Source organism: Flavobacterium sp. Root901, from assembly GCF_001429765.1.
Classification (GTDB): Bacteria; Bacteroidota; Bacteroidia; order Flavobacteriales; family Flavobacteriaceae; genus Flavobacterium.
The window spans coordinates 153,271-174,800 of record NZ_LMJB01000010.1; the positions used below are offsets into that span (position 1 = coordinate 153,271).

At 34.1% G+C, this 21,530-nt stretch carries 20 protein-coding genes; 5 read left to right on the plus strand and 15 right to left on the minus strand.

The genetic code is table 11. From position 1 onward, the window contains the following. Positions 1–71: 71 nt before the first annotated feature. Positions 72–1,016, minus strand: coding sequence for a DUF6515 family protein (locus ASE21_RS20190; protein ID WP_057124498.1), 945 nt, complete (start codon positions 1,014–1,016; stop codon positions 72–74). Between the two features lie 67 nt (positions 1,017–1,083). Next, positions 1,084–2,301: an OprO/OprP family phosphate-selective porin gene (locus ASE21_RS20195; RefSeq protein WP_057124499.1), complete on the minus strand. Its 1,218-nt coding sequence runs from the start codon at positions 2,299–2,301 to the stop codon at positions 1,084–1,086. A 249-nt stretch (positions 2,302–2,550) separates the two neighbouring features. Between ASE21_RS20195 and ASE21_RS20200 the strand changes: the two genes are divergently transcribed. Beyond that, positions 2,551–3,585, plus strand: coding sequence for a quinone-dependent dihydroorotate dehydrogenase (locus tag ASE21_RS20200; RefSeq protein ID WP_057124500.1), 1,035 nt, complete (start codon positions 2,551–2,553; stop codon positions 3,583–3,585). On the opposite strand, the gene ASE21_RS20205 is transcribed toward ASE21_RS20200, so the two are convergent. Next, a complete protein-coding gene (locus ASE21_RS20205) occupies positions 3,571–4,287 on the minus strand; it encodes a DUF3307 domain-containing protein (RefSeq protein WP_057124501.1) in 717 nt (238 codons plus the stop codon). The genes ASE21_RS20200 and ASE21_RS20205 overlap by 15 nt on opposite strands. Further along, positions 4,284–4,898 (minus strand): SatD family protein, encoded by a 615-nt coding sequence (locus ASE21_RS20210; protein WP_057124502.1) that lies wholly within the window; start codon positions 4,896–4,898, stop codon positions 4,284–4,286. Before ASE21_RS20210 ends, ASE21_RS20205 begins: the two co-directional genes overlap by 4 nt. A gap of 208 nt (positions 4,899–5,106) precedes the next feature. On the opposite strand from ASE21_RS20210, the gene ASE21_RS20215 reads away from it, so the two are divergent. The 4 genes from ASE21_RS20215 (at position 5,107) to guaB (ending at position 9,628) form a co-directional block, all read left to right on the plus strand. Then, positions 5,107–5,973 (plus strand): hydroxymethylglutaryl-CoA lyase, encoded by an 867-nt coding sequence (locus ASE21_RS20215; RefSeq protein WP_057124503.1) that lies wholly within the window; start codon positions 5,107–5,109, stop codon positions 5,971–5,973. A 67-nt stretch (positions 5,974–6,040) separates the two neighbouring features. Further along, positions 6,041–6,592 (plus strand): hypothetical protein, encoded by a 552-nt coding sequence (locus tag ASE21_RS20220; protein ID WP_057124504.1) that lies wholly within the window; start codon positions 6,041–6,043, stop codon positions 6,590–6,592. Next, positions 6,589–7,986: a DUF5723 family protein gene (locus ASE21_RS20225; protein ID WP_057124505.1), complete on the plus strand. Its 1,398-nt coding sequence runs from the start codon at positions 6,589–6,591 to the stop codon at positions 7,984–7,986. The genes ASE21_RS20220 and ASE21_RS20225 overlap by 4 nt, the downstream gene beginning before the upstream one ends. 169 nt (positions 7,987–8,155) lie before the next feature. Continuing rightward, the gene (guaB, locus tag ASE21_RS20230) at positions 8,156–9,628 is read left to right on the plus strand and encodes an IMP dehydrogenase (RefSeq protein WP_057124506.1); all 1,473 of its coding nucleotides are present in this window, start codon (positions 8,156–8,158) and stop codon (positions 9,626–9,628) included. Between the two features lie 58 nt (positions 9,629–9,686). Here guaB and ASE21_RS20235 read toward each other — a convergent pair whose 3' ends face one another. From ASE21_RS20235 to ASE21_RS20285, 11 genes are all read right to left on the minus strand, one after another. After that, positions 9,687–10,190, minus strand: coding sequence for a hypothetical protein (locus tag ASE21_RS20235; protein ID WP_057124507.1), 504 nt, complete (start codon positions 10,188–10,190; stop codon positions 9,687–9,689). A gap of 157 nt (positions 10,191–10,347) precedes the next feature. Then, positions 10,348–11,226: a L,D-transpeptidase gene (locus ASE21_RS20240; protein WP_057124508.1), complete on the minus strand. Its 879-nt coding sequence runs from the start codon at positions 11,224–11,226 to the stop codon at positions 10,348–10,350. A gap of 88 nt (positions 11,227–11,314) precedes the next feature. Further along, entirely contained in the window at positions 11,315–12,106 is a 792-nt protein-coding gene (locus ASE21_RS20245) for a hypothetical protein (RefSeq protein WP_128414734.1), read from the minus strand. A 57-nt stretch (positions 12,107–12,163) separates the two neighbouring features. After that, positions 12,164–12,748 carry an NUDIX domain-containing protein gene (locus ASE21_RS20250; protein WP_057124510.1) on the minus strand — a complete coding sequence of 195 codons (585 nt, stop codon included), beginning with the start codon at positions 12,746–12,748 and terminating at the stop codon, positions 12,164–12,166. 125 nt (positions 12,749–12,873) lie between these two features. After that, the gene (locus ASE21_RS20255; protein ID WP_057124511.1) at positions 12,874–14,145 is read right to left on the minus strand and encodes an adenylosuccinate synthase; all 1,272 of its coding nucleotides are present in this window, start codon (positions 14,143–14,145) and stop codon (positions 12,874–12,876) included. Positions 14,146–14,240: 95 nt separating this feature from the next. Next, positions 14,241–14,705, minus strand: a complete 465-nt coding sequence (locus tag ASE21_RS20260) for a Fur family transcriptional regulator (protein ID WP_026729002.1) — start codon at positions 14,703–14,705, stop codon at positions 14,241–14,243. Between the two features lie 185 nt (positions 14,706–14,890). Continuing rightward, positions 14,891–15,433, minus strand: a complete 543-nt coding sequence (locus ASE21_RS21675) for a hypothetical protein (protein WP_082603522.1) — start codon at positions 15,431–15,433, stop codon at positions 14,891–14,893. 83 nt (positions 15,434–15,516) lie between these two features. Beyond that, positions 15,517–17,739, minus strand: coding sequence for a RelA/SpoT family protein (locus ASE21_RS20270; RefSeq protein ID WP_057124512.1), 2,223 nt, complete (start codon positions 17,737–17,739; stop codon positions 15,517–15,519). A gap of 150 nt (positions 17,740–17,889) precedes the next feature. Continuing rightward, positions 17,890–19,425, minus strand: a complete 1,536-nt coding sequence (locus ASE21_RS20275) for a serine hydrolase (RefSeq protein WP_057124513.1) — start codon at positions 19,423–19,425, stop codon at positions 17,890–17,892. Positions 19,426–19,446: 21 nt separating this feature from the next. After that, positions 19,447–20,235 (minus strand): TrmH family RNA methyltransferase, encoded by a 789-nt coding sequence (locus ASE21_RS20280; RefSeq protein WP_057124514.1) that lies wholly within the window; start codon positions 20,233–20,235, stop codon positions 19,447–19,449. Positions 20,236–20,423: 188 nt separating this feature from the next. Continuing rightward, positions 20,424–21,509, minus strand: a complete 1,086-nt coding sequence (locus ASE21_RS20285; RefSeq protein WP_057124515.1) for a phosphoglyceromutase — start codon at positions 21,507–21,509, stop codon at positions 20,424–20,426. Between the last annotated feature and the right edge of the window lie 21 nt (positions 21,510–21,530).

The following is a 21,530-nucleotide window of genomic DNA, read 5'->3' on the forward strand; positions in this document are numbered from 1 at the left end:
AAATCAAAAGTATAAAAATAACTTTTATAGTTATACTAATTTTATAGAATTAATAAAATATAATTATTTTGTTATTTATCTGCTTCTACCAACACAACTTCGTACTTATCTTTTCCGTCTACTTGTACAGGCTGGTAATACGTTTCGCCAAACTTAACATATTTTACATCTCCAATTGTAACTTCTTTGCCGCCTTCCGGTAAATTATCTACCACTGTTCCTGCAGTTGGCGGTACAACTTTGTACGAGCTGCCATCTTTTTCATAATAGGTTCCGCCGTAGTAATAGTTATTTACTGTTCCTGTATTGACTGTCTGCGCTCCACTCGGAATGTTATTGACTGTTCCTCCAACCGGAGCGGGAACAGCTGTATAACCTCCGTTTGATGGTGCATACCAAACGCCCTGATCATAATGATATTGCGTGTTTTCGACACTAACGACAATTGCAGTTACGGCCAGTGTTGCTACAAAAAATCCCCACGGATGCCAAACCGGCCCATAATAAAACGGTCTGTATGGATGGAAATAATACGGGTGATAGGCATGATATCTGTAACCGCCATACACATATGGAGGACGAGCATATACCACTGTAGTATTTCGTCTCACGACGGTATTTCTGTTGTTATTTATGTTTATATCTCTGCTTCTGTCAACATTTCTGGTATTTCCGCTGATATTAGTATTTCGGTTACCGGAATTTCGTATGTCATTGTTAGAATTATTGTTTCGGTTATTAATTTTTGTATTAGAACCATTTGCAGGTCGGGTAACTTTAGTTCCTGATCCATCAGAACCTGGTCTTGTTACTGCCGGCCGTGATTGATTGGCAGGTCTGGACTGATTAGCCGGTTTTGATTGATGTGCCGGTCTTGACTGTCCAGCTCCTCCGGCTCTGTGTACGCCGCCTCCGCCTGCACGGCGTTGTGCTATGCTGTCAATAGAAATCAAAAAAAACGATCCCGCCAGACATATTACCGCTGCTTTTCTTATTTTTTTAATTATGTTTTTCATTTCCAGTGTTTTAGTTCGTATAAAGTTATTAAAAAAAGAATTTATATGGAATAAAGAAGTAAGAATTTTACAGTGAAATATCCCATTGAATCCTAAAGCGCCAGCCTTGTTCTAAAGGAAGTGTTTTATCCTGAAAAGTAAAATAACTTACCTCAGAAGTGAGTTTGTTTTTATGTCCTTTAAAAAACCAGTTAAAAGCAAGTGTAGATTCATCTTGTCTATTTTGTCTTATAGAATTATCCGGTCTGTAAGCTGCGTGTCTTCCGGCCATTTCTAAATGTTTTGGCCACCATTCAAAAACATTATGAAAAAAATATCCCGCCTGAACATAATATCCTTTTAATGTAGTGGTATCGTCGTTGTTCAATTTATCAATGATCTCTTTAGTATGCCATTCGCTCTGCCATGAAAAACCACGATACATAAAAGCAGTTTCTAGATTCCATTGATTGACCCTGTATTGGCCGGGCAGACCATTTTCATAACCGTCTAATGAACCTCCGCCAGCCTGCGAAAATCGTGTATACGGACTTCGGTTGGTAATTGCAGAAAAAGCAATAATAGGAGTAGGTTTTTCATGAAACTCTAAGTCACATCCTTCAAAATCCAAAAATCTTCCAAGGAAATTCCACTGTGCTCTTCCAAAATACATTAATTTTCCATCATCATTTGCAGTACTTCCGCGTCCGGTTCCGGTTAATGCGGCAAACCAATAATTAAAATCGGCAATACCTGAACCTTTTAGATGCCCATAAACTTCAACTCCTAATTGTCTGTCAACGGTAAAAGGCCTATTAATCAAGGATCGTTCTACCATTTGCTGTTCGCCGCTGCTAATAAAACGTTCACGGGTAAATTCTGTTTTCCATTGTCCGGCTTTAAAACTCAGCCAATCCCATTTTTCTATCATAATTCTAAAATCCAGCAGATTGGACTGACTCAATTCGTATTCCCAATAATATTTAAGCCAGGGTTCAAACGCGTGTCCGCCAATTTTCAGTCTGGCCCTGTTTATCTTAAAAGTAGTCTGCGCATCCTGACTGTAATCATCGTAAGTCAGAGGATCTGCATCATATGGCGTAGAAAATCGAAACTGCAGCCGGCTTTGTAATTGAAACAAAAATTTATTATCTCTGGTTTGAAGTTCAATTCCTTTGCTTCCGTAACTTACATTCATTAGTTTAGTCGTATCTTTTTCCTGTGCTGATCCCTTAAAACTGATCACAATTAGTAGTACTGAAATGAAATTTTTAAAATTATATATGGTTTTATCTGCCTTATACATATTCTGGGGTTGTATGGAATCTGATTCTTCAAAATTAGAATATATGCTTTCGAAGCAAGTGTTTAAAAGGTTTGAATTGGTTTCATATTATAATTTGCAACCTAAAAGGCATGTTTTGAGAAAGTTTTTTTGAATTTAGCCTTTAGCAGAAGAATAGAACAAATTTGAAAGTATTTGTTTTTGTAAAAAAGCACCTTTTTAAACTATAATATTTAAATTTGCAACCGAAAAAAACACAACACAACTTTTATGTATAAATTGATAATCCGTCCGATACTTTTTTGGTTTGATCCTGAAAAAGTCCATTACTTTACTTTTTCATTCGTTAAATTCATTTCAAAAATTCCCGGATTTTCATCAATCATAAGATCGATTTATGAAGTAAAAGATCCCCGATTGGAAAGAGAAGTTTTTGGAATTAAATTCAAAAATCCAGTTGGACTTGCCGCAGGTTTTGATAAAGATGCCAAACTTTACAAAGAGTTAGGAAACTTTGGTTTTGGTTTCATTGAAATTGGAACTGTAACTCCGGTTGGGCAGGAAGGAAATCCTAAAAAACGTTTATTCCGTTTAAAAGAAGATCAGGCGATTATTAACCGAATGGGTTTTAATAACGGAGGCGTTCTGGATGCCGTTGAACGTTTGAAAAATAATTCGGGTGTTTTAATTGGAGGAAATATCGGAAAGAATAAAGTAACACCAAACGAAGATGCGGTTAAAGATTATATTATTTGTTTTGACGCACTTTTTAATCATGTAGATTATTTTGTAGTAAATGTGAGTTCGCCAAATACTCCAAATTTACGAGCATTACAAGACAAAGAACCTTTAACAGCTTTACTTCAAACACTGCAAAACAGAAATGTTGAAAAGCAAAAGACAAGTACTCAAAAAGTAAAACCAATTCTTTTAAAAATTGCGCCTGATCTTACAGATGAGCAGTTATTAGATATTATTGATATAGTAAAAACTACAGGAATTGCAGGTGTAATTGCAACCAATACTACTATTTCCAGAGAAGGTCTTCAATCTCAAAATCAATCAGAAACAGGAGGTTTATCCGGAAAACCATTAACGAAACGCGCTACAGAAGTAATTCGTTTTCTTTCGGAAAAAAGTAATAAGGCATTTCCGATTATTGGAGTGGGAGGAATTCACTCTGCTGATGATGCAGTCGAAAAATTAAACGCAGGAGCCAGTTTGGTGCAATTATATACAGGTTTTATTTATGAAGGACCGGCACTGATAAAAGCAATCAACAAAAAGGTTTTAAGGCAATTGTAAAAGAAGTGCCTGAACAATTATTCCGGCAAGTATTGCAATTCCGAAACTAATTAAAGTACCAATTAAAACATACTCAGTCAGTTTTCTGTCTTTAGCTTCTTTTAAATCGCCAAATCTAAAAATAGATTTTGCGGCCAGTAAAAAACCAATCGCTTCAAAATGTCCGGTTAAGATAAAGCCAAAAACAAATAAGCGCTCTAAAATACCAATATAATTTCCGGCAGCTATCAGAGAATTATCCTGATAGCTGTTTTGGTTTTCAGGTTCCCATATTGAAATAATGGTTTTGATGAAAATAGAAGCTGGTTTGGTCAGCAGTAAAACTCCCGTTATTAAAATCCAGAATTCATTATTCTGCCAAAAATATATTATACCCTTATTTTGATATAAAAGCACAACGCCGGTTAAAACCAAAACATGAGCAATTTGATCTACAACAAACCAGGTGCGTTTTGTTTTGCTTTTTTGAAAATTCAGCTTGATTAAATCTATAATGCCATGCGTAACAGCAATTAAAAAGGCGTACGGAATAAAATTTATTTCGCCTGATAAAATTGCTGCTAAAACAGCATGAAGCAAAACATGAAGATACAGGTAAATACTTTTATGTTTTTTAATCTCTTTATCAGCAACCCATGAATTAGGCTGCCAGATAAAATCGCCTAATAAATGTGCCAGAAATAGTTTTATAAATAAAATCATAAAGCGGTAAGTTGTTTTATTTGTTTTCTAAAATAACGATCTAAATTTATTACCAGATCGAACTGTGCCCGTTTTTGTCTTCGGCTTACAGCTGCCTGATTTATACCTAATTTTTGTCCTAATTCTTCCTGTGAAAGGCTTGGGTTTTCTATAGCCTTTGCCACAAATTCAGCCGATTGTGCCAGCCAGTTATCCATAAAAGTCAAAGCGAGCTGAAGCATTAAATTTAATTTTTCATCAAAATCAGAATCTCCCGTTCGCATCGCCAGCGTTATTTTTTGTTTTTTTAAAGTTTCAAAAAGTTCTCCTGAATTTACAAAAGCAGTTCCGTTGCTTTCTGATATTTTCCCGGCATTATGTGTTTTACTGCCCAAACCAATACTCATTCTTGCATCAGATTTTATGGCCCTTAAGTGTGCTTTAATTAAAATGGCAGTCAGCAAAACATCTTCAGGATTTTTAACTTCAATTTGAAATTCATCTCCCCGATATATTTCCCAGTCGCTTGGGTTTTTACCAAGCGGAGATAAGATTTTTTTCAAATCTTCGACCCAATGCTGAGATTCCTGTTGTCTTGAACCAATTATGTCGCCTGTAATTACACTAGTCATAATCAAATATAATTAAAAAATAATAAAACTTCTATTACAAATATAAGTAATATTATTTATTATTACGTTTTTTGGTAATAATTATGTTTATTACTTTTTTTGGTAATAATTTCTTGTATTACTATATATTGTAATAATTCTGATTCAGGAAAATTATCTTTTATATCTTTAAAAAAGGAACTAACTTAGCCTTACAAAAGAATAAGCTTTGAATAAAGAGATCAAGATTATCGAATGTCCGCGAGATGCCATGCAGGGTATCAAAACTTTTATTCCAACAAAAAATAAAGTCACTTATATTCAGGCTTTGCTTCGTGTGGGGTTTGATACAATCGATTTTGGAAGTTTTGTATCGCCAAAAGCGATTCCGCAAATGCAGGACACGGCTGAGGTTTTGGCGCAGTTAGATCTGTCTCAGACAAGCAGTAAATTACTTTCGATTATTGCCAATACACAAGGCGCAGCTTTGGCAGCAGAGCATCAGTCTATTCAGTATTTAGGGTTTCCTTTTTCGATATCTGAAAATTTTCAGATGCGTAATACACATAAAACTATTGCAGAATCTTTAATAACTCTGGAGGAAATTCTGGAAATTGCAGATCAAAAAAATAAAGAAGTAGTAACCTATCTTTCAATGGGTTTTGGAAATCCGTATGGAGATCCCTGGAATGTTGAAATTGTGGCAGAATGGACAGAAAAACTTGCAGGAATGGGCGTTAAAATTCTATCACTTTCTGATACTGTAGGAAGTTCAACGCCGGAAGTTATTACCTATTTATTTTCGAATTTAATTCCGAAATATCCTGAAATCGAATTTGGAGCACATCTTCATACAACGCCTGACAGCTGGTTTGAAAAAATTGACGCTGCCGCAAAAGCCGGATGTATACGTTTTGACGGAGCAATTCAGGGATTTGGCGGCTGCCCAATGGCGACTGATAAATTAACAGGCAATATGCCGACAGAAAAGCTGATTTCGTATTTTACTGCTAATAAAAAAATAACGGGGCTTAATTCCTTAAGTTTTGAAAGTGCTTATAATGAAGCGTCTAAATTGTTTGGAAAGTTTCATTAAAAAAATATTTTAAAATAAGTAATATCTTACAAAAAAATACGTTTTAATTTATTCTAATAAAATCAAAATGAAACGAAATCTTATACATAGAATCCCCATATTACTACTTCTGTCAGGTTTATTTTTTTCCTGTGCTAGTGATTTAGATTTTGATCAGATTAATGATTTTAAAATTGAACCCGTTTTAGTAGCCAATCTGGCCTATTTTGATATTTCGGCAAATCAGATAGATGATAGCGGACAAGGACAGCAGATACCTCCGGATGTTGAAGAATTTGATGTTTTTAAAAATAAATTTTTTACTGATCATCTTATAAAAGCCGAACTTAATTTCGAAATTGAAAATACCGTAAACAGAGCTTTTGAAATAGAATTACAGCTGTTAGACATCAATAATCAGGTATTAGAAACCATTAATTTAGATGTTCCAAAATATACCGGAGGTTCCAATATCATAAAATATCCTGCTGAGGTTTTTGACGGCGAGCGTTTAAATTTATTGAAAAACACTATGAAAATTGGTTTTGTTGTACGAACTGTAACAGGATCAGGATCAAACCCGCTTTCGGGGAATTTGAAATTAAAATCAGGTGCAACAGTTTATATGAGAGTAGAATGAAAAAGGCAATTTTACTTTTAATATTGACTTTGCAGCTTTCCTCACTGGCACAAAACAAGCAAGTATTGTATAACTTTACATCAATTCCGCAGTCCTTACTTGTAAATCCGGGAGCAGATGTTTCATATAAATATTATTTTGGCGTCCCGCTTTTGTCCGGAGTTTCAGCCAATGTAGGATCCAGCAGTTTTTCAGCTTATGATTTATTTGCCAATAATGGCATTGATTTTAATGATAAAGTACGAAACATTATTAATAAATCATCTGCAAATGACAAAACGCAGATAAACCAGCAGCTTGAAATATTTTCCGGCGGATTTAGAGTAGGAGGCAAGGACAGCCAATCGTATATTTCATTTGGGGCTTATCAGGAGTTTGATTTTTTAATGTATTTTCCAAAAGACCTTGCTATTTTAGCCGTTGACGGAAACCAAAACCATATTGGAAAATCCTTCAATCTGGCCGATTTAAATCTGCGTGCAGAAGTACTTTCGGTTTTTCATGTTGGATTTCATAAAAAGCTAAACAAAAAACTGGTTTTAGGAGGACGTTTTAAAATTTATTCAAGCGGAGCTAATGCAACTTCAACCAAAAATTCAGGATACATTTTTACAGGGCAGGGAACGGGAACAAATTTGTATACCCAAACGATAGAATCAAATCTGGAGCTTAAAACTTCGGGAATTGCAAAATTTACAAAAGACGAATACGAAGGAAGTATTCCCGGTGATATTGCGCAAAATACTTTTTTAAACGGAAGTTTAGGTTTAGGATTTGATGCCGGAATTACCTATAATATTAAAGATAACCTCCAGCTGACGGCCAGTATTCTTGATGTTGGTTTTATAAAGCAATCAAAAGATATTGAGACCTTAACCTATAAAGGAACTTATAGATACGATGGGGTAAATCCAAATTTTGATGCTGTAAACGAACCAAAAAACATTTTTGATGAATTTGATACGGCTATTCCGCGCGACACACTTTATAATAAATACACAACATGGCGTCCGGTTAAATTTAATTCATCGATTCAGTATTCTTTTGGCGAATCAAGATATGACGGCGAATGTAACTGCAAAGGTTCAACTGAAATAAGATATTTAAATGCAGTGGGTGCACAATTGTTTATAATGACAATGCCAATAGAGCCTTACGCAGCTTTTACAGCTTTTTATAAACGAAGTATTTTCGAAAAATTAGATGCCAAAGTCACCTATACATTTGATCCGTACTCTAATAAAAATATCGGTTTAGGACTTGCGGGGACACTGGGAAAATTTAACATTTATGCATTAGTCGATAATGTATTAGAATATAAAGATATTACAAAAGCCAATAGTCTCTCCTTTCAGTTTGGTTTCAACTTTATTTTTCAGGATCCAAAAGATTAAATTCAGGATAAAATGTTTCTCTTGCCTTATTTTAACTGAAATTTGAAATTTTCAATTTTGGTTTTAAATCGTAAGGTGTTTCTGCTAAAAGTAAATTTATGAATAACTTAGTATTTAAGTTAGCAATTTATTCACTATATTTGCACGCAATTCAACTAGAAATTGCACCATGATAGCACACAACTCCAAGATTATCGGCGAAGGTTTAACTTACGACGATGTATTATTAGTACCTAACTACTCGAATGTGCTTCCCCGCGAAGTGAGTATCAAATCAAAATTTTCAAGAAATATAACATTAAACGTTCCAATCGTATCTGCTGCTATGGATACAGTGACTGAAAGTGCAATGGCAATCGCTATGGCACAAGAAGGCGGGATTGGTGTTTTACATAAAAACATGACCATTGAGCAGCAGGCTGCGAAGGTTAGAAAAGTCAAACGTGCAGAAGCAGGGATGATTATTGATCCTGTAACTTTGCCAATGACTTCAACTATTGCAGATGCAAAAAATGCCATGAAAGAATTCGGAATTGGCGGTATTCCAATCGTTGACGAAAACAAAATCTTAAAAGGAATTGTTACCAATCGTGACTTACGTTTCGAAAAAAACGGTGCAAGACCAATTGCTGAAGTAATGACCAGTTCTAACTTGGTTACTGTTGCAGAAGGAACTTCACTAGAACAAGCCGAAGTAGTTTTACAAGGCCATAAAATTGAAAAATTACCAGTTGTAAACGTTAAAAACGAATTAGTAGGTTTAATTACGTTTAGAGATATTACTAAACTAACTCAAAAACCAATCGCTAATAAAGACAGCTTTGGCCGTTTGAGAGTTGCTGCAGCCATTGGAGTTACCGGAGATGCAGTTTTAAGAGCAGAAGCTTTGGTAAACGCGGGTGTTGATGCCATCATTATCGATACCGCTCACGGACATACTGAAGGTGTGGTAAATACATTAAAAGAAGTAAAATCAAAATTTCCTCAAATTGACGTAATTGTTGGAAACATTGCCACTCCTGAAGCTGCTAAATATTTGGTAGAAAATGGTGCTGACGGTGTTAAAGTTGGGATCGGACCTGGTTCTATCTGTACAACACGTATCGTTGCAGGTGTTGGTTTTCCACAGTTTTCTGCTGTTCTTGAAGTAGCTGCAGCTATTAAAGGAACCGGAGTTCCGGTTATTGCTGATGGTGGGATTCGTTATACAGGAGATATTCCTAAAGCAATTGCTGCCGGTGCTGATTGTGTAATGTTAGGTTCATTGTTAGCAGGAACTAAAGAATCTCCGGGTGAAACTATTATTTTTGAAGGAAGAAAATTCAAATCATACCGTGGAATGGGTTCTGTTGAAGCAATGCAGACCGGATCTAAAGACCGTTATTTTCAGGATGTTGAAGACGACGTTAAAAAATTAGTTCCGGAAGGAATTGTGGGTCGTGTTCCTTACAAAGGTGAATTAAACGAAAGTATGCTTCAATTTATTGGTGGTCTTCGTGCCGGAATGGGATACTGCGGATCTAAAGATATTCCAACTTTACAAGAGTCTGGACGTTTTGTTAGAATTACGTCAAGCGGAATTACTGAAAGTCACCCACATAACGTAACAATTACAAAAGAAGCTCCAAATTATTCGAGATAATTTTTTAGTTTATAATTAAATAAAAAGGCGTAAGATTAATTCTTACGCCTTTTTTATTTTAATTTACGATTGAAATCCCATTATTCAATTCGTCAATAATATTTTGATTTTGTTCCATTGCTTCTGCCTGAGCACCATATTGAAACTGTATTGAACCGCCTTTTCCGTTATAAATAAACCCTTGATATTTGTATAAAAAATCATTGTAATCCAGCTCGCAGTTAAAATAATTTACTTCAATATTGTTTATTTTTTTCTTGGAAATTTTTAAATTTTTAATTTTTCCAAATTCTTTATACTGCTCTTCAATAGTGCTTTTGAGTTTTTTCTCAGGAATAAAGTGGTCATATTCAATAAAGTAAGCACTTAATAAATTGTATTTGTCATGAAATTCAACATCCCAATTTTGCGACTCAGGATTTTTTATCCAATGTTCCGGATTGTATTTTATTTCATAAATACCTTTTCTGGTAGTGTAAGTCTCTGATTTTAAATTGTTTTTGGTTTGTGCTATTGAGAAAAAGCCTGATAATAAAAACAATAAGATTAATTTTTTAGACATTTTATATGTGAAATTTAAATTGTAGAACTAAAATAGTAAATAAAAATAAGCTAATACAGAAAGGATATTTAAAATTCTGTTTTGACTTTAAATAAAAAAATCAGCCAGGACATTAAAATGTTTTTAGCTGATTTTTAATATAATATCTTATTTAAGATTAAGCTGAAGGTTCTGCTTCTCTTAATTTTTGATTGTCTAAAATCTTCTGGATAAAAGGTTTAACTTCTTTTTCAAGTTCAGATTCAGAAATGTTTAAAGCTTTTGGATCCGAAGTTACCTCAAGCCATGGTTTTGAACCGTCAAAATTATAACTTCCAAAAACTACAACCGGAGTTCCTTTTACTTTTACATTTTCTTTGTCTTTCAAAATCCATTCATCTGCGAATTTATAAAGATATTTAGCATCTTTTTCTAATAATCGAAGGCAGGAATGTGAAGCAGGATAACCCGGCAGTTCATATTGATGAAAACCAACTCCAAGTTTGTTTTCTATATTAAAGTTCCATTTTAATTCCCATTCGTCATTAAAGGTACTTGTGGTTTTTTCTGCTTTCCAGTTTGTAAAAAATAGTCCTGTTGGTGTCGGATCTTTTTTTCTTCCCATATTTGTTGGACCTGTACGCACTAATTCGCCATTTTCATAAGCGGCAAATGTTTGTGTTGGGTATGAAAAAACAATTATTTTAGAAACAGGTTCCAGCGCAGAAACATGTAATGGAAATGGTAAATAATAAACCAAATCTCCACTAAAATCTGTCGGAATTAGTATGGAATCCATTTTTTTTAAATTCGCTTTATCCGTTCTGTTTATGGCAGAAACAATATCGAGTTTACTGTTGTCTGCTTCATTTGTTTTCAACCAGTCCTTTGATTTTGTAAACTGATAAGAAATGGATGATGCCGGTTTTTTATATTCGACTGTTTTCTTTGGCTTTTTATTTTCAGTTATTGTAACAGTTTCGCTTTTTTTGCATGAAACCAATAAAGCTAACATTAACAATAATAAGATGTTGGCTGCGTAATATAACTTTTTCATAGGTCGTATATTTTTATAAGAGTAAAATTAGAAATATACTACCAGAAACAGCTTACATAATTTTTTGAATTGGTTTCGGGATTTTCATTTAAGATTTTTCAATCGGAAATAAACTTTTTATTGTATTTTGAATTTTAAATAAATCACTTATCGTATACACAATTGCTTTTTTTAAATGCTTAACCGAAGGTGGATTCTTCACACAAGCGGCTATTAATTGAATTTGATTTGCTAAATCTGGATTGTATTTAATTCCATGAACAGAAAATTTTGCAATTCTCATAACGCCATCAAATAATTGCCCTTTTGCAGGTAAATTTTCCAGTTCTCTTAATGTAGGAACTTTATCAAAAACATGGTCATAAAATTCTAATAATGGACTTTCGTTTGTGTCAGAAATCTCATGAATATAGGCGGCATAATAATGATTCTCCAACTCAATTGATATTACGTCTCCTTGTCTGTAAAAGGTAATATTTTCTGGAACAGATGGTTTTCGCTTTAAAGGTGTTGGCGAGGATAAAATAAATTGTTTTATTTCTTCTGATTTTCTAAAAAAATCATCACTTAAAACTACTTCCTTATTCAAAAGATCGACGGCAGCAATTGCTCTTTTACTTATTGTCTCGTCTTTAAAACCATATTTATGCAAAAGAACAGAAAGGGCAAGAATGGTAATTTGTTTGTAATTGTTGGAAACTTCAACAGCATTTAAAGCGCAATTCCAGCGGTTTAACAATTTTGGCAATAAATAATCAAGCTGGCTCACCATGTCTTTTTGATAACACATTGCTGAAAAAGTTAATCGCGCCAAATCATCGTCAATAGATTTTACAAGATGTTTAGCGGCTAGTTTATCGAGAATTTGTTGATGTGTCATATCTTTTACTTTTAAGGCAACAAATATAAACAAATTCGCAAAAAATAAGCTTTTTTCTTACAATATATTTTTTATTTTGGCATGCTGCAACAGCATAATGGTCTTTGCGTCTGTTATCTCTCCAGATTCGATCATGGCATAAGCTTCATCAAAAGTAAACTCTAAAACTTCAATATTTTCTTGTTCAGCATCAAGTCCGCCGCCTTCGCTTACTTTCATGTTTTCGTCGTATTCTCCAACAAATAAGTACAAGATTTCCGTTACAGATCCGGGAGACATATAAGTTTCAATAACTTTCTGAACTTTGCTTAAACGATATCCGGTTTCTTCTTCGGTTTCACGAATAATTGCTTGTTCAGCATTTTCTTTATCTAAAAGTCCGGCGCAGACTTCAATCATCATTCCGGTTTTATTTCCGTTAAGATAAGTTGGCAAACGAAATTGCCTTGTCAGGATAACGGTTTTTTTTGTACTGTTATAAAGAAGAATACCAGCTCCGTTTCCACGATCGTAAACTTCACGGATATGGGATTCTGTCGGTTGGTTTTCTTTTTTATAATTAAAAGTTATTTTATTAAGAATATACCAATTATCAGAAAGCAGCTTAGTCTCTGTAATTTCTATTTCCGGATTTTTTCTCATTTTATTTTTATATAATAATATTTTTAAATTTAAATAAAAAACAATATTTGAATCTAGTTTTCAGGGTAAAATTTATTTCAAAAGGAGCCAAAAAAAACGCTCTGATTATCAGAGCGTTTAGCGTATTATTTGGTTATTGTCTGTTTTCTGTCCGGACCAACTGATACAATTTTAATTGGCACTTCGATTTCTTTTTCAATAAACTCAATATATTCTTTTAGCTCGATTGGCAACGCATCATAAGTTGTCAATCCTGTTAAATCTGCTTTCCATCCTTTAAATTCTTTGTAAACCGGAGTAACATTTTCCGGCTCGATATTATAAGGGAAGTGAGAAATATTTTGACCTTTATAGTTGTATTCAGTACAAACTTTTAAAGTTTCAAAACCAGAAAGAACGTCACCTTTCATCATCATTAACTGAGTAACTCCATTTACCTGAACTGCATACTTTAAAGCAACAAGGTCTAACCAACCGCAGCGTCTTTGTCTTCCTGTTACAGATCCAAATTCGTTACCAACTCTTGCCATTGTAGCACCAACTTCATCAAAAAGTTCTGTTGGAAAAGGCCCGCTTCCAACACGTGTAACATACGCCTTAAAAATTCCGTAAACTTCTTTGATTTTGTTAGGAGCAATTCCTAAACCTGTACAAGCTCCTGCAGCAGTAGTATTTGATGAAGTTACAAAAGGATAAGTTCCAAAGTCAACATCTAATAATGATCCCTGAGCTCCTTCACAAAGAATAGATTTGCCGGCTTTTTGAGCCTGATGCATATATTCTTCACTGTCAATAAAATCTAATTTTTTTAATTCGTCAATAGCTTCGAAAAACTCTTTTTCAAGTTCAGCTAAATTATATTGAATATTAACATCATAAAAAGCAATCATTGCTTCATGTTTGTCAGCCAAAGCTCTGTAACGATCTTTGAAATCTTCTAATTCAATATCTCCAACACGCAAACCGTTTCTACCCGTTTTGTCCATGTAAGTTGGTCCAATTCCTTTAAGAGTAGAACCAATTTTTGCTTTTCCTTTTGAAGCTTCAGAAGCAGCGTCAAGCAAACGGTGAGTTGGTAAAATCAAGTGTGCTTTTCTTGAAATGATTAATTTGCTTTTGATATCAAGGTTAAATTTCTCTAAACCTTCAATTTCTTTTTGAAAAACTACCGGATCAATTACAACTCCGTTCCCGATGATATTTACTGAATTTTTATGAAAAATTCCAGAAGGAATAGTTCTTAATACGTGCTTAATTCCGTCAAATTCTAATGTATGTCCTGCATTTGGTCCGCCTTGGAAACGTGCAATAATATCATAATTTGAGGTAAGAACGTCAACAATTTTTCCTTTACCTTCATCTCCCCATTGTAATCCTAGTAATAAATCTACGGTCATTCTGTTTTAATTTGCGTTAGGACAATCGAAGTTATCCTACTGATTATGTAGTTAATTTTCTTTTTTAATTTTTTGAAAAAGTCTAATAATAAAGACTATGAATTTGAATTCTGCTTTTTGTTTCCGTAGAAATAAAGCGAATGATTTGTAATTTCGATATCAAAAATTTCTTCGATAGTCTTTTTGATGGTTTGAATTCTTGGATCACAAAATTCAATTACTTCTCCGGAATCCGTCATAATGATATGATCGTGCTGTTTATCAAAATATGATTTTTCGTAGTAAGCCTGATTTTGTCCAAATTGATGTTTTCTAACCAAAGCGCAGTCCAACAATAACTCAATCGTGTTGTAAAGGGTAGCCCTGCTCACACGATAGTTTTTGTTTTTCATTTTGATGTATAGGTTTTCTATGTCAAAATGCTCTTCGCTATCGTAAATTTCCTGAAGTATAGCATAACGCTCAGGAGTTTTGCGATGCCCTTTTTGTTCAAGATACATAGTAAAAACATTTTTTACAATTTCTTGATTCTTAGTGTTGTCAGTTGAAATAAGTGTCATATCCTGCAAAGATAATTTTTTATTTTTAATGAATAAAAGTTTCGGGTTTAAAGTTTAACGTTTAAAATTGATTTTGATTACCTGCAGAGCAGTAAATTCAGGTCTTTCCGAGGTTAAACTTTACTACGTTCAAAAAAAAATAATTTAACATAAATATTTTAATTTTAAATAAAACTAACATATTCCTAGCTGGATTTCGACATATACATGTACCAGTTCCATTCCCATGTTTTTCCATCATCGTCAGACATTGCCTGGCTCCATATCGGATTGTTTTCATCCCTGGCATCCCATCTGAAAACCTGAATTACATTTTTGTTTTCATAAATATCTTTAGAGAAAAAATGTCCAATTTTATTTTCAAAAGAGCCTACAACGGGTTTGTCTAATGTCCCGGAATTGGAATCGGCCCAGTAAATGCTCCATAATTTTGTTTTCGGATTAAATAATCTAACAGTCATTCCTTCGAAAGGTTCTCCGTCAAAATCGGCAAGAAAGTTATCAATATTTCCAATTCCTTTTAAAATCTTATACATTTCCTGAGTAGAAGGAAATTCGATCCATTCTGTGCAATTGGCAAATCTTGTTTTTAGTTTTTTATTACGAATAACAGACTTTCCCTGAAAGAAATCAAAATCATCTTTTGAAGAAGATTCAGAAGCGACAATTAAAAGTTCTCCATTTTCATCAAAATTGATTTTTGGAATTTCTAAGGAATTTACGTTCATGAAAAATATTTATATAATTAGTTTAAGAAAAATAGTCACAATGGGTATTTCTTTTGACTTTAAGACTTTAAACTTTCGACTTACTATGTTCTGTATTCTCTGGTTACTTTGTCAACACCGTCAATTTTTTTGATGGCATTAATCATTTTCTTCAAAATGGTATTGTTCTGCACAATTACAGCAATCTGTCCGTGAAAAATTCCGGCATCTGTGCTTAATGAAATACTCTGGATGTTAACGCTCATATTATTTGAAATTACACGTGTGAGCTGATTCGTAAGTCCTAAAACGTCCATTCCGGTAATATTGATAATGGCCTTGAATTCTTCCTGAGAAGAATCGATCCATTTTGCACTCATGATTCGGTAAGCATAATTTGACTGCATTCCAATCGCATTCGGGCAGTCTTTTTTATGCACTTTAATTCCTTCGTTTATAGTTACAAAGCCAAAAACGTCATCACCCGGAATTGGGTTACAGCATTGCGAAAGTTTATAATCAAGTTTATCATGTTCAGTTCCAAAAACCAACATGTCGTAATTACTGCTGATAACCGGTTTGTGAATATCTTCTGCAGCTGTGGTGTCTTTATTTCTTTTAATTTTATTTTTAAAGAAATTAATAAACGTGTTTCCTTTTTGTGCTGCGTAATCTTTTAATTGTTGATTTTCGATAGCACCAATTCCAACGCGATAAAATAAATCTAAACTGGTTTTTAATTTAAAGAAATTTACTAACTCGTTTGTAACTTGTTCATTTAATGTAATTTTTAAATGTTTAAGTTTTCGGGTTAATAATTCTTTTCCTTCTTCGCCAATTTTTTTAGTGTTCTCATTAAGAACATTTTTTATTTTATTTTTTGCTCTTGAAGTGGTTACATATTCAAGCCAGTTTACCGTTGGTTTTTGATTGGCAGAAGTAATGACTTCAACCTGATCGCCGCTTTTTAATTCATGATTTAAAGGAACAAGGCGTCCGTTTACGCGAGTTCCTCTGGTTTTAATTCCAATTTCTGAGTGAATGCTAAAAGCAAAATCTAAAGAAGTTGCTCCTTTTGGCAAAGACTTAATTTCTCCTTTTGGAGTAAAAATGAAGATTTCTTTTGAATATAAATTCATTTTAAAATCCTCAACAAAATCGACTGCATTAGTTTCGGGATTTTCTAAAGCTTCACGAAGTAAGTTCAGCCATACATCCAAACCGCTTTCTTCACTTGCGCCATTTTTGTATTTGTAATGTGCTGCATATCCTTTTTCGGCGATTTCGTCCATACGTTCACTTCGAACCTGAACTTCAACCCAGCGTCCTTTTGGTCCCATAACGGTAATGTGAAGTGCTTCATAACCAGTAGATTTTGGAGATGAAATCCAGTCACGCAAACGGCTTGGGCTGGGTCTGTAATGATCTGTCACGATAGAATATATTTTCCAGGCGATGAATTTTTCATCATGCGGATCTGATTTATAAACAATTCTAAGCGCAAATTTGTCGTAAACTTCATCAAAGCTTACATTTTGTGCACGCATTTTACGACGAATCGAATAAATAGATTTTGGACGGCCTTTTATAATGTAATCAATATTTTCAGCATCAAGCGATTTCTTTAAAACATCTGAAATGTCTTTAATATAGGCATCCTGTTCTTCTTTAGTTTCCCTAATCTTGCTTACAATATCATTATAAACAGCTGGTTCAGTATATTTTAACCCTAAATCTTCTAATTTGGTTTTAATATTGTAAAGTCCTAAACGATGGGCTAGCGGAGCATAGATATAAAGTGTTTCAGAGGCAATTTTAGTCTGTTTGTATTCTGCCATCGAATCCATTGTCTGCATGTTATGAAGACGATCTGCCAGTTTAATCAAAATTACTCGCACATCATCGTTCAGAGTCAGGATCATTTTTCTAAAATTCTCTGCCTGCATCGATGCGTTTAAGTCTTTTTGAACTAATGAGATTTTAGTTAATCCTTCGACCAATTGGGCTACTTTTGGATTAAATAAACGCTCAATATCTTCAACAGTTATCGGAGTATCTTCGACAACATCGTGCAATAAGGCCGCGGCAATAGAGGTCGCTCCCAGACCAATTTCTGAGGCAACAATTTTTGCAACTGCAATAGGATGAAAGATATACGCTTCACCAGATTTACGTCTTTGCTCTTTGTGGGCATCAACCGCTACATCAAAAGCTTTCCGGATTAATTTTTTATCAGCAGGTGTTAAAGTCTGATAACTAATTCGCAGTAATTCCTTGTATTCGTGCGCAATTGCTTTGTTTTCTTTTTCAATATCTATTTCTATCATAACGGCATAGTTCAAGTACTAAAAATAAGAATATCTTAGAACATACACAAGGTTTTGAATTGTTGATTTTAGAGTAAAAAAGTTTCAGGTTTCAGGTTTCAGGTTTGATGAAAACCTGAAACCTGAAACCTGAAATTTGAAACAAAAAAATTACTCTTTATTAAAGTCAAGATCCTGAAAATCGTAACTAAAATCTGTTAATTCAGAAATTGGAAGCATTTTTAAGTTAATGACTTTTCCGCTTTCATCGTATTTGAAAAGTAAATGAGCATCGGCGTGAAAAAAAGCATTATCCCATTTTACCACATAGTTTCCTTCTTTATAGAAAAAAACTTCGCCGGCCAATTGTGGAGAGCGTTTTGAAGTAAAATATAACTTTCCTTTTTTCTCTGTAATTGCAATTTCTCCAAACCAGTTGTCTTTATAAGTTCCTGTAATTTTAGAAAAATCGGTTTTTAATTTATCTTTTTTGTTTTTAGCAACTGCTGCCCAGACTTCATCGGTAACTTTATCTGCTGATTCTTCAGTGGCTTTCATTTTGCTGCTGTAAACCGTAACATAATCTTCTGATTTAATACCTAAATAACTGTCTTTAATCGTGTTTGTAATAGCATTAAAAGCCGCTCCCGATTGTTGGTTCGTTAAAACAATAATCCCTAACTGAAGTTCCGGAATTAAAGTAGTCTGTGTTACATTTCCTTCTAAACCTCCTGTGTGCGACACTTGTTTATAACCTTTTACATCGTTTAAAAACCATCCTAAACCATATCCTGCAAAATGAGTATTGTAAGGAGGTTTTGTTTTTGCAGGCATTACAGTTTGCAATTGCCACATTTCATTATGTTCCTTTTCAGAAAATAATTGTTTATCACCGTATTTTCCATTATTGATCTGTAAAATTGCCCATTTACTCAAATCATTTACATTGGAATAAATTCCGGCAGCTCCGTCAAAAAGCTGATTTTCATATCTTTTAATGGTTTTTAATTTTCCGTCAATCGGCACATGAGGCGTAATTACGTTCGAAGTATCTTTTAAACGTTTGATAGAAGCCACACTTCCGTTCATTTGCAGCGGTTTCATGATTCTGGTTTCTACAAAATCTGCCCAGCTTTGACCGCTTACCACATGTACAATTTCACCAGCTGCAATGTAAAGTAAATTATCATAATCAAATTGGGTTCTAAAACTCGAAACCGGTTTTAAATAGCGTAAATTATGAATAATATCCTGGGCTGTAAAATCACTTCCGTCAGGCCAGATCATCAAATCTCCAGCACCAAGTCCGAGCCCGCTTCTGTGAGTTAACAGATCCCGAATTGTAAATTCTTTGGTAACATAATCATCGTACATTTTAAAATCCGGAAGATATTTTATCACTTTATCATCCCATTTTATTTTACCTTCATCAACCAGCATGGCCAATGCCGCAGTTGTAAAAGCTTTACTGTTTGAAGCGATTCCGAAAAGTGTATTTTCATCTACTTTTTCTTTTTTTATAATAGATTTTACACCATATCCTTTTGCCAGGACTACTTTGCCGTCTTTTACAATGGCAACCGAAATTCCGGGAACATCAAAGGCTTTCATCGTTCGGTTTACCAAATCATCAACTTCCTGATTAGTAATTTGTGCCGATGCTGAAAAGCAAAACAATAAGGCTAAAAGTGCTATTTTGTACTTCATAAATTAAAAATTTGATGTTAGTTAAAATCCTCTCTGACGTTTGGCTTCAAAAATTAAAATTGCTGCAGCTACCGAAACATTCATGCTGTCGATTTCGCCCTGCATTGGGATAATGATGTTTTGAGTTGCGGCATCACGCCATTTTTGCGTTAATCCTGTGGCTTCTGTTCCTACAACCAAAGCAGTTGGAGTAGTGAAGTTTTGGGTATGATAAGAGGTTGAATTTTGCAAAGTGGCAGAATAAAAACTGATTTTTTTTTCTTTCAGGAAAGCAATTATTTCGTCTGTTGTTCCAACTGCAATCTGGTTGGTAAACAAACAGCCAACGCTTGATCGTACAATATTCGGATTGTATAAATCGCTTTTTGGGTCTGCAATTAAAACGGCATCAAGATTTGCCGCATCGGCAGTGCGTAAAACAGCGCCGACATTTCCTGGTTTTTCAAGAGATTCTGCTACTAAAATTAACGGATTATCGGATAATTTTAAATCAGACAATTGCAGTGATTTGGTTTTGGCTACAGTCAAAATACCTTCAGTTGTATCGCGATAAGCAAGTTTTTGATAAACTTCTTTATTGATTTCGATTAATTCAGCCGATGAACCAACTAATTTATTAATTTGATTTTCAGTAATCAAATCCGGTAAAAATAAAACTGTTTCAATTTTGTAACCGCCTTTAATGGCTAATGAAATTTCGCGTTGTCCTTCGATCAAAAAAGTTTCGGTTTGTTTTCTTGCTTTTGCTTTTTCCTGCAACAAAGCAAGTGATTTTATAAACGGATTTTGAACTGAAGTGATTTGTTTCATTTTTTTAAGCGACTAAGTTTCTAAGACGCTAAGGTACTGAGATTTTTTCGTCCTGCAAGGTTTTTAAAACCCTGCATGTTTCTGAATGATGATTTTTTTTGCCGCGAATTATACGAATTACACCAATTTCTTTTCTGATTTTACTAAATCATAATTCGTGAATATTTGTGCAATTCGCGGCAAAAAAACTATTTCTCAAAAATTTCTTTGACTTCGTCAGCAACAGGATGATCTGTTGTGAAATTATATCCCATAATTTTGGCAAAAGTCTGAGCAAATTGTTTCTGGTAGAATTGAGAATCTGTTTTGATTTCGCCTTTTGGAGCAATTTCAGGTCCAATTGCGGCAAACCAAATTTGCGAGGCGCCTTCTACATCTGCACCATGATCTGTCCATTGCGATTTAATTTTGTCGCCGCGTCCGTGATCAACAGTTATAAATAAAGTTGTTTTGTTTTTGTACTGCGAATCATTTTGTACAAAATCCCAGATTTCTTTAATCCATTTATCAACCTGATTTGCAGCATCAAGATACGATCTGTAATGTCCGTGATGTCCCCATTCGTCGGTTTCGCCGTAAGAAATATATAATATTTTTGGTTTCTTTGTTTTGAGTTCGTCCATTGCCTCATAATGTGTAAAAACATCAAGGCACTCATCTTCATGAAAAGGTTTAAACGAATTATTACGCATTTCGTTTAAGAGTTTTTGAGTTTGGGTTGGCTTATTTCCACCCACATTATCAAAAGCAGAAATTACAGGAAAACCGCTTCTTTCTTCATTTAAAATTCTGTCAAAAGCGTCCCATGCGCCAAATGCGGCAACTTTTCCTTTTAGTCTGGATTGTTTATTTAAGTATTCTAAAACATTTACGTTTGGATTGGGTTTGTAACCATTAGAATTAACCTGAAGGTCCACATTTCCGGTCATAATTTCGCTGTATCCGGGATAACTAAACCAATACGGATTGGAAACATCTACTTTACAACCAAGATCGCGATTTCCGTAAATTTGACCTTTGGAGGCAATTTCAGACCAGAAAAAAGGCATGATTTTTTGACGGGAAGCCGCAAAATCTGAACCGGCATAATTTTTATAAATATAAGTACTGTCTCCCTGATTGAATTTTTTATCATTGGCAATTGCCTGATCTAATCCTTTAAAAACTTCCTGCCATCTAAAACCATCGGTTGTAATGATAATGATGTTTTCTGTTTTTTGTGCAGAAGCAAAAAAGCTGGAAAAAATGAATAAAATAAGAATTGATTTTTTCATGTTAAAGATTTACGAAGTTCA

Excerpts from the sequence above, each read along its gene's own strand:
- ASE21_RS20285 (WP_057124515.1), bottom strand. The coding sequence starts at position 21,509 with ATGAAAAAATCAATTCTTATTTTATTCATTTTTTCCAGCTTTTTTGCT.
- ASE21_RS20195 (WP_057124499.1), bottom strand. The coding sequence starts at position 2,301 with ATGTATAAGGCAGATAAAACCATATATAATTTTAAAAATTTCATTTCA.
- ASE21_RS20205 (WP_057124501.1), bottom strand. The coding sequence starts at position 4,287 with ATGATTTTATTTATAAAACTATTTCTGGCACATTTATTAGGCGATTTT.
- ASE21_RS20190 (WP_057124498.1), bottom strand. The coding sequence starts at position 1,016 with ATGAAAAACATAATTAAAAAAATAAGAAAAGCAGCGGTAATATGTCTG.
- ASE21_RS20260 (WP_026729002.1), bottom strand. The coding sequence starts at position 14,705 with ATGACACTTATTTCAACTGACAACACTAAGAATCAAGAAATTGTAAAA.
- ASE21_RS20220 (WP_057124504.1), top strand. The coding sequence starts at position 6,041 with ATGAAACGAAATCTTATACATAGAATCCCCATATTACTACTTCTGTCA.
- ASE21_RS20250 (WP_057124510.1), bottom strand. The coding sequence starts at position 12,748 with ATGAGAAAAAATCCGGAAATAGAAATTACAGAGACTAAGCTGCTTTCT.
- ASE21_RS20245 (WP_128414734.1), bottom strand. The coding sequence starts at position 12,106 with ATGACACATCAACAAATTCTCGATAAACTAGCCGCTAAACATCTTGTA.
- ASE21_RS20225 (WP_057124505.1), top strand. The coding sequence starts at position 6,589 with ATGAAAAAGGCAATTTTACTTTTAATATTGACTTTGCAGCTTTCCTCA.
- ASE21_RS20210 (WP_057124502.1), bottom strand. The coding sequence starts at position 4,898 with ATGACTAGTGTAATTACAGGCGACATAATTGGTTCAAGACAACAGGAA.
- ASE21_RS20200 (WP_057124500.1), top strand. The coding sequence starts at position 2,551 with ATGTATAAATTGATAATCCGTCCGATACTTTTTTGGTTTGATCCTGAA.
- ASE21_RS20240 (WP_057124508.1), bottom strand. The coding sequence starts at position 11,226 with ATGAAAAAGTTATATTACGCAGCCAACATCTTATTATTGTTAATGTTA.
- ASE21_RS20255 (WP_057124511.1), bottom strand. The coding sequence starts at position 14,145 with ATGACCGTAGATTTATTACTAGGATTACAATGGGGAGATGAAGGTAAA.
- ASE21_RS20280 (WP_057124514.1), bottom strand. The coding sequence starts at position 20,235 with ATGAAACAAATCACTTCAGTTCAAAATCCGTTTATAAAATCACTTGCT.
- ASE21_RS21675 (WP_082603522.1), bottom strand. The coding sequence starts at position 15,433 with ATGAACGTAAATTCCTTAGAAATTCCAAAAATCAATTTTGATGAAAAT.
- guaB (WP_057124506.1), top strand. The coding sequence starts at position 8,156 with ATGATAGCACACAACTCCAAGATTATCGGCGAAGGTTTAACTTACGAC.
- ASE21_RS20275 (WP_057124513.1), bottom strand. The coding sequence starts at position 19,425 with ATGAAGTACAAAATAGCACTTTTAGCCTTATTGTTTTGCTTTTCAGCA.
- ASE21_RS20270 (WP_057124512.1), bottom strand. The coding sequence starts at position 17,739 with ATGATAGAAATAGATATTGAAAAAGAAAACAAAGCAATTGCGCACGAA.
- ASE21_RS20235 (WP_057124507.1), bottom strand. The coding sequence starts at position 10,190 with ATGTCTAAAAAATTAATCTTATTGTTTTTATTATCAGGCTTTTTCTCA.